The organism is Bradyrhizobium sp. WSM1743, assembly GCF_000473065.1.
GTDB lineage: Bacteria > Pseudomonadota > Alphaproteobacteria > Rhizobiales > Xanthobacteraceae > Bradyrhizobium.
The window spans coordinates 23244-36239 of record NZ_AXAZ01000055.1; the positions used below are offsets into that span (position 1 = coordinate 23244).

A 12996-nucleotide genomic window follows, 5' to 3' on the forward strand; every position below is an offset into this window, starting at 1 on the left:
CATATTACATATGTAATATCGAAGTGACAAATGCTTTTCGTTCGGCGCACACGGGGGCTCGCGCCCTCGGTGCCGCGGATCCCCTCTCCGTTTGCGCGAATGCGGCTATTTCTGCTTGTCGATCAGTTTGAGCGCGGCGACGGCGGTGTTCTCGTCCGTCACCAGCACCTTGCCGATCCGGCCGCGCAGGACCGCCGCGATGATTGGCGCCTTGTTGAGCCCCCCGGCGATCAGCATCGACGTCGGCACGCGCGCCAGCTTCTCGAGCGGCAGCGCGATGGCGCGGCTGTTGATGTTATGATCGATGGGCCGGCCGGCCTTGTCGAGAAATTGCGCCAGGACATCGCCGACGGCGCCTGCCGCCCGCAGGTGCTCGGTACGGACATCCGGCGGAAGCCCATGCCGCATCAGCAGCGAGCGCGGCGTCAGATCTCCCATGCTCAACAGCGCTAGATCGATTTTCTCGACGCTGCTCAGCACCTCCTGATAGACCTCCTGAGCCAAAAAGGTGTCGCGCGAGCGCCGGCTGCTGACAAAAATCGGCGCGGCCAGATAGCTGCACTGGGCGTGTAGCCGGTGCGCGAGCTCACCGGCAATCTCGAAGGTGTTGAGCTCGAGGCCGCGCGACAGCCCTCCCATCATGGAGACGATGGACAGTTCGGGATAGTCGGCCGGTGTGACGTAACGGATGGTCTCGCGCAAGGTCGCGCCCCAGCCGATGCCGATGATGCGCGGCCGCTTCTGTTCGAGGAATTTCGATAAATACGCTCCCGCCGCCATGCCGATCAGGCTGCCGACCTGCTCCGGATTCTCCGGGCTCGGGATGACGACCGCATCCTCGAGGCCGCATTCCCGGCGCAAGCGATGCTCCAGCTCGGTGCAGCTGGCAAAGGCGGAGTTGAGGCGGATGTTGACGATACCCGTCTGCCGGGCATCCGACAGCATGCGGTTGACGCGGGCGCGGGTCAGCCCCAGACGCTCACCGATCTCGGCCTGGGTCAGGTTCTCCATGTAGTAGAGCCAGGCGACCCGCAGGATGGTTTGGTCAGTCACGGCGCAGCCCCCCGCAGCGGCCTCAAGGCACAGTCAGACGTCGGAGCATATGAGGCGATCTTTCCGTGGTCGTCAAATCTGTGCCGTGCGGATCTCGTCATGCGGCCTTCGCGCCCGGCACGCCATCCTCGACCACGAAGCTCGTCAGCCGGCGCACGGCGCTTGCGGCGTCCTTGACGTCGTCGAGCGCTTCGAATCCCACATTGCAATGCCGGGTGTCCAGCTCGACCGTCACATAGCCACGCTTGTCGCCACGCGCATAGAGCAGATGCGGATTCTCCGCCAGCGCCTTGCGTACGCTGCCCTCGCTTGGCCCGTCCGAGGTGATCGACGTGCCGACGAACTCAGTCGCAATGGTCGGGCCATCCGGGCGGGCGAAATCATGTTTCAGATCGGCGGTAAAGAAGGCGTGAGGGTCGCCGCCGATCACGATCTGATTGCGCCGGCGATGCGCTACGAGCGAATCGAGGAGCCGGCGGCGGGCGTTGGGATAGCCGTCCCAGCCATCCATCCAGAAATGCGCGCCGTCATCCCCTTCCCGCTTGTTTTGCGCCATCAATGTCTGCTGTGCGATGATGGTCCAGCGGCCGCGACAGTCGCGCAGACGCACATTCAACCATTGCTCCTGTTGCTGGCCCAGCATCGTCCGCGCCTCGTCGGTGCGGCCCGCACAGTCGGTCACCCAGGTCGGCCGCCCAGTTCTGACACACGCCGATGCCGAGCGATATTGCCGGTCCTCGAGCAGCAGCACGTCGAGCATCTCGCCGAAGCGATAGTGCTCGTAGATCGTGGCATCCGCGCCGCGCGGCCGCGCCGAGGGTGGTAGCGGCATGTGCTCGTAATAGGCCTGATAGGCCGCGGCGCGGATCTTCAGGAACTGACCGGGATCGCGCACGGTGTAGGAACGATCATTGGCATAGTCGTCCATCACCTCGTGATCGTCCCAGATCGAAAGCCAGGGAAAGACAGCGTGCGCCGCTTGCAGATCGGGATCGCTCTTGTAGAGCGCATAGCGGTTGCGAAATTCCTCGAGCGTCGTTGGAATTCCGACCCCGTGCTGGCGGACATGGCGCGATCCCCAGGATTTCTCGTAGATGTAATCGCCGAGATGCACGACGAGGTCGAGATCGCGCGCGGCCATGTCGCGGTAGGCGGCAAAATAGCCCTGCTCGTATTGCTGGCAGGATGCGAAAGCAAAACGGAAGGGCCGCGCCGACCCGGCCGGCGCGGTTCGCGTGCGTCCAACCGGGCTGAGCGCCGGACCGGCGCGGAAGCGGTACCAATAGACGCGGTCCGGCAGCAACCCCGTCGCCTCGGCATGCACGGAATGCGCAAGCTCGGCGGTCGTCCGCACGACGCCGTGGGAGGCGATGCGCGAAAAGACCTCATTCTCCGCAACCTGCCATTCAACCTCGACGGGGGCATCCTTCATACCACCGCCGTCGAGCGGCTCCGGCGCAAGGCGGGTCCACAGGATGATGCGATCCTCGCGCGGACATCCGGAGCCAACGCCGAGCGTGAAAGGATCTGCGCTGAATGAGAGCGGCGCTCCTCGCACGAACCCGGCGGGCGCGGCGAGCGCAGCGCTCGCAAGAGATCCCACGAGAAAGCGACGGCGGGGAATCATGGGCGCGCCGGCATCGCTTCGAGCTGGCGGCGAATGCTGACGGCGAGATCCGGCCGATCGGTCGTGATCTGCCGCACCGGTTGGGCAAGCCAGTAAGCGATCTCCTCCGGCTCGTTGGTGACCCATGCACCGAGACGCTCGGATCCGAGCAGCCTGAGGGCGAGCGGCAACGCGAGCCCCAGGAGCGATTTTTCGACCGCGACGATGCAGCGGGGAATGCCAGCCAATTGCGTCAGCGCAGGCTCAATTCCGCCCATCATCTCTGCCGAACGACGGTCGAGTGAAACGAGCACCCGCACCTCCGACCACAGCCGGCGCACGGTCTCGATCACGCCGGGCACGAAACAGGTGATAACGGTACGCCGTTCCAGGCCCCGGCGCTTGATCTGATCGATCAGCCGTGCCTCGAGGCCTGAATAGGCATTTCCAAGCGCATCCGTCTTGATCTCGATGTGGAGCTCGAGCGTGGTTTCGCTGAATATATCGAGCACCTCGTCCAGGGTTGGAATGCACTCGTCGCCGGCCTCGCGAAGACGCGTTGCCGTCAGTTGTCGCAGGCTGCGCTCGCCGACCGGCCCGCTCTCGAAGGTGGTGCGGTCGAGCAGCGGATCGTGGATCACGACGACACCGCCATCCGTGCTCTGATGGACGTCGAACTCGACCGCATCGACGCCCTCCTTGCACAGATTGCGAAAGCCCGTCAGGCTGTTCTCCGGCCAAAGATTGCGTCCGCCGCGATGCCCGGCGATGAAAACCATGATCAGTCCCTATTTGCTGCTGTCGACAAGACCCTTGATGAACCAGCGCTGGAACAGCAGGACGACCAACACCGGCGGCAGCATCGTGAGCAGCGCACCACTCATGGCGATGTTCCAGGCCGGCTCGCTGTCGGAGCGGGGGATCAGGCCCTTCAGCGCAATGACCGCCGTCGCCATGTCCTTGTCGGTCGTGAACAGCAACGGCCAAAGATACTGATTCCAGCCGAACAGGAACAGGATGATGGCGAGCGCCACCATGTTCGGAACGGACAGCGGCAGCAGGATGCTCCAGAAGAAGTGCAGCGGCGAGGCGCCGTCCAGCCGGGCCGCCTCGCACAGCTCCTCCGGAATCGTCAGGAAGAACTGCCGGAAAAGGAAGGTGGCGGTGGCCGAGGCGATCAGCGGGAGGATCAACCCGGGATAGGTATTGACCATGTTCCATTCCAGCGCGATCGCAACCTCGTGCCCGCTGATCCAGCGCCAGAGATCGGCCACATGCAGCGTGTCCAGGAGCCATTGCAGGGGCAGCGCCGCATTTGCCACGGCTTCGAAGGTCGGCACGATCCGGACCTCGATCGGCAGCATCAGCGACATGAAAATGAGCCAGAATGCGAGCATCCTGTAACGGAACCGAAAATAGGTGATGGCGAAGGCCGAGAGCAGCGATACCGCGATCTTGCCGGCCGCAATGCCGAGCGCCACGATAATCGAATTGGCGAAGGTGCGGCTGAAATTGCCCTTGCTCCAGGCCAGTTGCAGATTGTCGAAGAACTGGCCTCCCGGCAGCCATGGCAACGGCACCTTCTGCACCTCGGCCACCGTGAGCGAGCCGGCCACGAACGCGAAGTACAGCGGTATGCAGACCGTCAGTGCGCCCGCGATCAGGAGCGCGTGGCAGACCATGTTGAGGATCGGTGAGCGCTCCACCATGCAGCTAGACCCCGTAATTGACCTTGCGGTCGAAGTAGCGGAATTGCAGCAGCGTGCAGATCAGCGCAAAGCTCATCAAAAGAACCGACTGCGCCGCCGAAGAGCCGAGATCGAGATTGACGAAGCCATCGACGAAGACCTTGTAGACCAGAATGTTGGTCGCACCGGCCGGGCCGCCTTTGGTCACGGCATCGATGATGGCGAAGGTTTCGAAGAAGCCATAGATGAAGTTCATCACCGTGAGGAAGAAGATGGTGGGCCCGAGCATCGGCAGCGCGATCGAGACGAAGCGGCGGATCGGTCCCGCGCCATCCACGGCGGCAGCCTCCATCAGCGACACCGGCACCGCAAGCAACCCCACCACCAGAAAGATATAGTCGTAGCAGATGTGCTTCCATGACGCGGCCAGCGTCACCAGGATCAGCGCATCGGTCGGATTGAGGTTGGGGTCCCACGCAATACCGAGCCCGTGCAGCACCTGCGCGAGCGGGCCGACCGCCGGATTGAACAGGAAGGCCCACAGGATGCCGGCGATCGCGGGCGCAATGGCATAGGGCAGCAGGATGATGGTGCGATAGGCCGAACGGCCACGCACGATCCTGTCGGAGGCAAAGGCCAGCACGAGCGCGCTGCCCAATGTGAGCACGTTCTGCGCCACCGTGAACCAGAACGTCACCGCGATCGACTGGCGATAGTCGCTGCTCGCCAGCAGCGTCCTGAAATTGTCGAACCACACGAATTGAACGTTGGTTCCGAAGGGATCGCTGAGCAGAACGGATTGCATCAGCGCCCGCAGCGACGGAATGAAGAAGAAGAACAGCAGGATCAGCAATTGCGGCAGCAACAGCAGCGTCGGCAGGCCGGGACCTTCGCCGAAATTGGCCCGCTTCAGTCCGGCCTCCTCACGCGGCCGCGCTCTGCCCGACCGACGCGAGGTGCCGGTGGCTGCCGCCGGCACGGCCTTGGACCCACCGCCCCCGTGCCTTCGCTGAAGCACGGGTGCGCGTGCCTCGCGCCACGGGACGGACAGGCGCAACGTCATGGACGCTCGGCTTCCGGAGTCTTCCCGGCATTCAGCTTTTCGAACTGCCGCAGGATCTCGTTACCCCGCTTGACTGCGTCGTCCATGGCCTGCTGCGGCGGCTTCTGACCGGCGAACATCGCCTCGACCTCCTGGCGCTGGGCCAGCATCGTCTGCACGAAATTGCCGAAGCGGAAGCCGCGCGAGTTCTCGTTCGGCGTGCCGCGCGAGAGCTGCAGCACCGCGATCTCCCTGGTCGGATGATCCTTGTAATAGCCCCGTTCCCGCGCAAGCGCATAGGCGCGGTTGGTGGCGGGAACGTAGCCGGTCGCGCCGTGCCACCAGACCTGGGTTTCCGGCTGCGCGACGAAATCCAGGAAGGCCGCGACGGCCTCGTATCGCTCCGGCGTGTGGCCCTTCATGACCCAGATGGCCCCACCCCCGATGGTGCTGTTGAGCGGCGGATTAATGTCACTCTCGTGCGGCAGGAAGGTGGCGCTCCAGTTGATGGTCGCATTGCGCTCGATGTTGCCGTGCGACGCGGTCGAATTGACGAAGGTCGAACACCGGCCCGACGTGAACAATTGTTCGGGACTGAAGCCCTGGCCCGCGATCTGCATCACGCCGTCATCGAGCCATTTCTTGAGCCGCGCGACTTGCGACACCACCTTCGTCTTGTTGTAGACGAATTCGGTGCCAAGCCCGTCGAAACCGTTCGCGAGCGTACCGTAAGGCTGGTTGTTGATGGCGCTGTAGTTCTCGAGCAGGCTCCAGTAGAAATCGCCGGGCAGTACCGTGCCGCACTCGCTGATCCCCCTGGACTTGATGGCGTAGAGCTGCTTCTCCAACTCCTGCCAGGTCTCGGCCGGCTTGTCGAAGCCGGCCTTCTGGAAGTGATCCTTGTTGTACCAGAAGATCGGCGTCGACGAGTTGAAGGGCATCGCCGACATCTGGCCCTTGTAGCTCCAGAAGCTTGCCACGGGTTTGATGAAGTCCGAGAAGTCGATCTTGTAACCTTTCTGCTCCACCAGATCCTGCACGGGGACAATGGCCCCTGAAAGCAGCATCGTCATGTAACCGCGCTCGGCGATCTGCACCATTTCCGGCGGCCGCTTGGCGCGATAGGCGGCGATCACTCCGTTCGTCACCTCATCATAGTTCCCCTTGGCGACGGCGACGACCGTGTACTTGTCCTGCGACTTGTTAAATTTCTCGACCAGCTCATTGAGTCGGTCGCCGAGGACGCCACTCATGGCGTGCCACCACTGAACCTCGACCCGCGCCTGCGCCGGACCAACCAATGCCAACGCGCCGAACAAGGCCGCAATGAATGCGACTTTCCTACCCATGGGCAGCCCTCCCTCGCCGGGCAAAAAGGGCCCGGTCTATACATTTGTATTTCTATCATGACATATGTGTCGCGATGATGAAAGAGGGTCGAGCGCGCTCTCTGACAGGCAAAGCCGACTTGCGCCGCCTGCCCTGGGACGCCGGATCTCGTTGGCAAGGCTACGAAGCGCTTCGAATTGCCCGGCCGACCTTCTGCAGGGCCTCGAAGGCTCCAAAGCGCCGATCGGCCTAGCCCGCCAGAGCGGCCTGGGGTTGATGGATGTCTCCCAAAACCGACATCGCCTGCATCGCCTCGCCGGGATCGGCATGGTCGCCCGATGCAACTGATCCAAGCATCGCGGAGCCGAGCAGGACGGCCTCCGGGGAGGCCGACGCAGCGACCGTCAAGCCCGTCATATCGGCGACGACTTGCCGCACGAGGCGGCTCCCTGCGGCACCACCGCTGACCACGATCGTATCAACCGCAATGCCCTTGTCCTGCTGGGCGCGAACGATCTGCCTGGCACCGCAGCCGAGGCCGCACAGTCCGGCGAGATAAAGCGCCAGCAGACTCTCCAGATCCGAGCGCATATCGAGCCCGGCAATCAGCGCACGCGCATCAGGATCCGCGAATGGGTCGCGATTGCCGAGGAATTCGGGGACGACATGAACCTCGCCGACCAATTGCGGAATCATCTCGGCACCGCCGCGAGATTCGGTTTCCGAGGCAAGCCAATCGGCAAGCGTCTGCTGCTTCTGGCGTGCAGCCTGTGTCGCTTGCGCGGAATGCGGATTTATCTGCAACAGATGCTCGATGGCAGCGCCGGCGGCCGACTGCCGCCTTCATTGAGCCAAAGCCCGGGCACCATCGCGGAGAAATAAGGTCCCCAAACGCCGGGAACGAAGGACGGATCCGGCGTGGTCGTCATGGTACAGGCGGACGTTCCGAACACATAGGCCATGCGCGTCAGCACCGTGCCCGCAGTACCGCGCGCGCCCACCGTGTCGACGCCGCCGGCATTTGCATCGATGAGGCCGGCGGCGACCGCCGTACCGCGGTGAGGCCGAGATCGGCCGCGGCCTCCGCCGTCAGGCCCGCCGCCAGTCTTGTTCCGCCGGGCACGATCTCGGTGCCGATCCTGCGAAACTGCTCGTCCGCCAGCACACCGAGGCCGATCTTGCGGAAGAATTGATCGTCCCAGCGGCTTTCGTGACTCAGATAGCTCCACTTGCACGTCACGGTACAAATAAATGGAGCGGGACAAGCTCCCCGTCGCACCAAGTCCATGAACTGCCACGCACGGGAGAACGTGTCTGGCATGTTTTCGGCAAGCCACAACAGTTTCGGCGTCTCCATCTCGGGTGCGTCCCGCCGATATAATCGAGAACAGACTCGCTCGTTTGGTTGATCCGGCGCGCCTGATCGGCGGCGCGGTGATCCATCCATACGATGACGTCGCGGGCAGGATCGCCGGACGGCCCGACGGGCAGCGGCGCGCCTCCCTCGCCCAGCACCACCAGCGAGCAGGTCGCATCGAAGCCGATGCCGGCGATGCTGTCCGGCGCGACACCGGACTGCGCCACCGCGCCACGCACGCTGCGGCACACGGCACGCCAGATGTCCTCGCTTGAGTGCTCGACGACGTCACCGGCCTCCCGCCAAAGTTCGACAGTGGCGCTGTCACTCGCAAGGAGCAGGCCGAAGCGATCGAACACGCCGGCCCGCGCGCTGCCGGTGCCGACATCGATGCCGAGAAAATGGCGGTTATCGGATTCCTTGGTCATCTGGATCGCCGATCGGAGAATGCTACAGATCGTTGCTCTGCGGCAGAATGACCAGATCGCGGATGGTGACGTTTCTCGGACGGGTCAGCATGAAAAGCACCGCCTGCGCGACTTCCACCGGCTGCATCAAGCCGCCGGCCGCCATCTCCTCCTCGATCTTCGCCTTGGGCCAGTCCTTGATCAGCGCGGTCACGACTGGACCGGGCGCAACGGCGCCGACGCGCAAACCATGTTTGGCGACCTGGCGGCGCAGCGTATGCACGAAAGCCTGCACTGCGTGCTTGGACGCCGTGTAGATCGGCTCCCAGACCACGGGCACCAGACCTGCGATCGAACTGGTGACGATGATGTCGCCGCTCTTGCGCTCGACCATGTGCGGCAGCACCGCATGCACCGACCGGAACAGCGCATTGATGTTCAAATTGAGCATGCGGTCCCAGGCGTCAGGATCGCCGCCAAGCACTTCGCCGCCAACATAAGCGCCTGCGTTGGCATGGAAGATGTCCAGCTGGCCCGCCTTCTCCAGCACCTGCGGCATCATGCCTTGCATACTCACGGGATCGGTCAGGTCGATGCGTAATGGAATCGCCTGGTCGCCCAGTACGACGCTGGCTTTGCTCAGCGCCTCCGCCGCCCGATCGATCAGTACCACCCGCGCGCCCGCGCCGATCAATGTTCTGGCGTATTCGAGACCGATGCCCGATGCGGCGCCGGTGATCGCGGCAACTTTTCCTGCGAGTTCCTGGGCCAAGGCTTGTCCTTTTCTTTTGAGTTCTTCAAGCTCGGCCATGGGAGAGGCGTGAGCACCGTGCCAGCGAATCGACGATGACCGCAATGGCAAGGACCGCGCCCGTGATCATGTACCGTAGCGACGAGGAGAGATCGAGCAGCGTGAGGCCACTCGCGATGGACTGGATGACGATGACGCCGAGCAGTGCGGAATAGGCGCTGCCGCGGCCGCCGAACAGGCTCGTGCCACCGATGACCGCAGCGGCGATCGCGTTGAGGTTCACGTCCCCGGTCCCGGCCTGCTGCCAGCCGCGCGGCGGCAAGAATGCCGCCGGCGGCTGCCAGGGTGGAGCACAGCACGAACGCGGTTAGATAGACCCGGCGAACGTTGATGCCGGCCGTGCGGGCCGCCTCACGATTGCCGCCGACCGCGGACATCGAGCGGCCCCATTTGGTCCGCGTCAACGCGTAATTCATGACCACGCACAGACCGACGAACAGGCCAAACATCCACGGAAACGCCGCGCCCGAGATTGAGATAATAGACGACGAATTCGAGCACAATCTCGTCGGGACCCATGGCTCACCTCTTCCGGACTGAACTTTTGGCCATCAGTTTCGAGGTGGCGGACTTGGCGGCATCATGTGGAAGTAGTCGGGTCTTGGGATCCCGGCCCGTTCACGCATGATGAGCTCAAACAGGCCCGCAGCCACGGCGGCCACCGGTAAGCCAAAGAGCCACGCTTCAGTGGAGGGCAAAGGATTGCCGTAGCTATTGAGGTAGCTTTGGCGGTCAAGAGGGATAGTTTTGACCCGCAGCCAACATCGGCTGACCGCTAAACTCTCTCTTACCTCAGCAACCGGGTTAGTGGCCGGTCGGGCCGAAACGCCCTCATATGGCATCGCCCGATTCAACTCCTGAGACGCGCCACCGCGCGAGATCGGGCATATTGATCGAAAAGATCTCCTCAACTTCGAGGCGCATCGTGCCGTGGCATTCGCACGCTGCCGCGGCGAGCCGCGACCGGTCGATCTCGATCCTGCCTCGTTGCTCAGACCTGATCGCTCCGCGCGCTCGCAGGTTGCGCATCAGGAGCGTCACTGTCGTTCGTCGCACACCGAGTATTTGCGACAGCGCCTCTTGGGTCAGCGGGAGGACGTCGTCGTCAATGCGGTCATGAATGTGGAGCAGCCAGCGAGCCATCCGGGCTTGCACCTGATGCAGCGCATTGCAGGCTCCGCTGCGCTGAAGCTGTACCTGCATCGCCCTGACGTGACACTTGATCATGTGCCGGATCGCGGGGCTCCGGTTAAATGCGGCGTGAAATCGCGGCGCCGGGATTCGTGACGCAGTGCCCGCCGCACGGACGATGGCGGTAAGGGCCGAAGCTAACGGTCCAAACACGGAAAGAGTACCTAATGCTCCCTCGCGCCCGACTACCGACGTAGCTACCGTGTGACCGTCTGCCATGTCGATCATCAGCGAGATGGCACCGCTATGAGGGAACAAGACATAGTCGACTTGGTCACCCTCTCGCGAGATCACCGCGTCCTGATGGAGCGCGACCGTCTCCAGCTCGGGCGCGAGCAGATCCAGGTCAACTTGCGGTAGCGCTGCCAGAAGGCGATTACCAATTCCGCCGGGAGACGTCACTGCGACGAACCCGCGGTGAGGTATGCGCGGCTCTCTCCATCTGGAGCGTCGTGAAACGGCGGTGTAATTAATGCCGCCACCCGCCTATGAAAGCTACCAATCTGTCTGAACGCGTCCTGCCGCTCTGATCCCTCAGGGAGCCGTTGCGCGGCTTCCCATAAGCTCGCTAGTAACCTCGTCATCTCTTTCAATTCATCGGCCTTGGGCATTCCAACTGTGCGTCGGCTCAACGTTAGGTCCTCATTGTACGAAAATGTGAGCGCGGGCGCCGCGCGCGAGTAAAGGAAGAGAGTAAGTGCAAATAGCAGCATCGATGCTGTTGCCGCGCGCAAGCACTGATGCGGCAAAAGGTGCTCTCTTCACAACGTCGCGTAGCACCGATATCGGTCTCCTACTTATGTTTAATGTGAGGATCGACCGGCGCTTGCAGCATGCAGTTCCGCGCGTCATTGGGAATAGCTGCCCTTTCTGACGCGCTTAGCCGAAAATCCGAGAGGAAGCGCGAAAGAATCGCAACTCAATCCGCAAGTCGCTGCATCTCACGCCTGCCGATCCAACGCTCACCGCATACAACGAGGATCATGCCGTCACTTACGTTGGCCTGATCTGATGTTGATGCGGAAGGTGCGTAGGTAACGCTGGTGCGACAGCGCGCGCTCAAGATGTTCCCGCTGCACCCGCGCTGGCTCGTCTGACTCTGGATTTTGACCCAAACCCGAAGTGATAACCAGCATTGAGCGTGCAGTGGCCTATGTTCTTGCCTTTCAGTTCTTTGCAGCGTCGGATACTTCCGATAACCCGACATGCCGGGCGACAGCCAGTCTCGATCAAGGCGAGCGGCATTGTCGATAGCCGCCACAATATTTGCCTGTAGGAAAGGCACAAGCGGCATAGCAATCCGGTTGTACTAGGCCGACCTTCTCGTAGACCAGAGGATAGCGTTAGTGAGGATTTTCTGGCAGCGCGGGTCCTGCCAGACCGACGCCTCGTGGCCAAGCGCCGAATAGAATACTCGCCCCTCGCCGTAAAATCGTGTCCAGGCGAGCGGCCAACCATAGAAGCGTTGATGCACACCGGCCTTATTGAGGTCCACCGAACTTTGGTCGAGGCGCAGGAGCACGCGTGACCCGCGATAGTCGAAGTCGCTGATCTGGTAGATTTCATCGTTCAACTGCAACGAATTCCCCAGAAACGCCACCAGTGGGTCTGCAACATCAGCCACCTCGATGGTCACACCCTGATGCCAGGGATGACCATTGAAGTAGCCGCCGATCAGATCGAGATAGTCTGGCCAAGTGTAGAATGTGTCCGTGGCCGAGTGAACGCCGAGAAAGCCACGGCCCGAGCGCACAAAGTTGAGAAGTGCTATCTTTTGGGCGCCGCTCATCGGAATTTCACCGCTTGTATAGAACATCACAGCGGCGTACCGCTCGAGGCTTCCGGTCGAAAATTCAGACAAGTCTTCCGTTGCGATGACTTCAAAGGCACCGGAATTCCTTCCAAGCTGCGTCAGGATTGCTTCGGAAAGTGGTATGACGTCGTGCCGATAGCCGGCCGAGTATGTGAAATAGAGGACACGTTCTGGCGGGCGCTCTGCACGCGCGCCGAGCGGTCGGATTGCCGCCGCGCTGCTGACGAGTGCGATGAACTCGCGTCGCGTCACAATCCTCTCCCGATGCTTAACCGGCCAGAAAAGCTTAACACATATCAGCGCGCCGCGCGCCCTGCGGCGCCGCCCTACCCCCGCGGTTCAATTGATAGCCTCGACTTGGCAATGTCGCTTAATGGCCCTTCTGAGACATGCCGACCGCGATGATGAGTGTCCGCCCTTTTGGGGTAAAGCGGAAAGCATATGCTCGCGCTGAGTTCTTCTGAGATTGACCCGGAGCGGACTGAGAGCATCGTGCGCTTGAGGAGTGGAATATCGTTCGGGTCTGGCCTACCGTTCATGCATGAAACGCCCGGGAAAGAAATCCGAAAGCAAGAAGCGGACGACCTCGTCGAAGCCCTTTCGGCAGGCTGCCATGCAGCAGATGCTCCGGGACGAAATTGCCGAGCTACGTTCCCTCATAAAGAAGCTGCTGCGAAAGCTAAACTAGCCGTTGGCCCT

9 protein-coding genes and 2 pseudogenes are annotated in these 12996 nt (G+C 62.3%); all 11 read right to left on the reverse strand.

Annotated elements, in window-relative coordinates; genetic code table 11:
• Positions 1-105 precede the first annotated feature (105 nt).
• The 11 genes and pseudogenes from YU9_RS0127380 to YU9_RS0127445 all read right to left on the reverse strand — a co-directional run bounded on the left by YU9_RS0127380 (position 106) and on the right by YU9_RS0127445 (position 12549).
• Positions 106-1053 (reverse strand): sugar-binding transcriptional regulator, encoded by a 948-nt coding sequence (locus tag YU9_RS0127380; protein ID WP_198028308.1) that lies wholly within the window; start codon positions 1051-1053, stop codon positions 106-108.
• Between the two features lie 97 nt (positions 1054-1150).
• A complete protein-coding gene (locus YU9_RS0127385; protein ID WP_027575665.1) occupies positions 1151-2680 on the reverse strand; it encodes an alkaline phosphatase in 1530 nt (509 codons plus the stop codon).
• Positions 2677-3438, reverse strand: a complete 762-nt coding sequence (locus tag YU9_RS0127390; RefSeq protein WP_027575666.1) for a glycerophosphodiester phosphodiesterase family protein — start codon at positions 3436-3438, stop codon at positions 2677-2679. Before YU9_RS0127390 ends, YU9_RS0127385 begins: the two co-directional genes overlap by 4 nt.
• Positions 3439-3447: 9 nt before the next feature.
• Complete coding sequence (locus YU9_RS0127395) at positions 3448-4368, reverse strand: ABC transporter permease subunit (protein ID WP_027575667.1); 921 nt, start codon at positions 4366-4368, stop codon at positions 3448-3450.
• Positions 4369-4372: 4 nt separating this feature from the next.
• Positions 4373-5410 (reverse strand): ABC transporter permease subunit, encoded by a 1038-nt coding sequence (locus YU9_RS0127400; RefSeq protein WP_084299083.1) that lies wholly within the window; start codon positions 5408-5410, stop codon positions 4373-4375.
• On the reverse strand, positions 5407-6738 hold the full coding sequence (locus YU9_RS0127405; protein ID WP_063623757.1) for an extracellular solute-binding protein: 1332 nt from the start codon (positions 6736-6738) through the stop codon (positions 5407-5409). The genes YU9_RS0127400 and YU9_RS0127405 overlap by 4 nt, the downstream gene beginning before the upstream one ends.
• A 160-nt stretch (positions 6739-6898) precedes the next feature.
• Positions 6899-8503 (reverse strand): annotated as a pseudogene (locus tag YU9_RS42660) (FGGY-family carbohydrate kinase).
• Positions 8504-8525: 22 nt separating this feature from the next.
• Complete coding sequence (locus YU9_RS0127425; protein WP_027575673.1) at positions 8526-9254, reverse strand: SDR family oxidoreductase; 729 nt, start codon at positions 9252-9254, stop codon at positions 8526-8528.
• A 25-nt stretch (positions 9255-9279) separates the two neighbouring features.
• Positions 9280-9791 (reverse strand): annotated as a pseudogene (locus tag YU9_RS42665) (sugar ABC transporter permease); the annotation flags it as partial.
• A 333-nt stretch (positions 9792-10124) separates the two neighbouring features.
• Entirely contained in the window at positions 10125-10886 is a 762-nt protein-coding gene (locus YU9_RS42670) for a Crp/Fnr family transcriptional regulator (protein ID WP_051380542.1), read from the reverse strand.
• A 907-nt stretch (positions 10887-11793) separates the two neighbouring features.
• Positions 11794-12549 (reverse strand): ThuA domain-containing protein, encoded by a 756-nt coding sequence (locus YU9_RS0127445; protein WP_027575676.1) that lies wholly within the window; start codon positions 12547-12549, stop codon positions 11794-11796.
• Between the last annotated feature and the right edge of the window lie 447 nt (positions 12550-12996).

Bases quoted from the DNA above. Each gene is read 5' to 3' on its own strand.
- YU9_RS0127390 (WP_027575666.1), bottom strand. From the start codon at position 3,438: ATGGTTTTCATCGCCGGGCATCGCGGCGGACGCAATCTTTGGCCGGAG.
- YU9_RS0127395 (WP_027575667.1), bottom strand. From the start codon at position 4,368: ATGGTGGAGCGCTCACCGATCCTCAACATGGTCTGCCACGCGCTCCTG.
- YU9_RS0127405 (WP_063623757.1), bottom strand. From the start codon at position 6,738: ATGGGTAGGAAAGTCGCATTCATTGCGGCCTTGTTCGGCGCGTTGGCA.
- YU9_RS0127400 (WP_084299083.1), bottom strand. From the start codon at position 5,410: ATGACGTTGCGCCTGTCCGTCCCGTGGCGCGAGGCACGCGCACCCGTG.
- YU9_RS0127385 (WP_027575665.1), bottom strand. From the start codon at position 2,680: ATGATTCCCCGCCGTCGCTTTCTCGTGGGATCTCTTGCGAGCGCTGCG.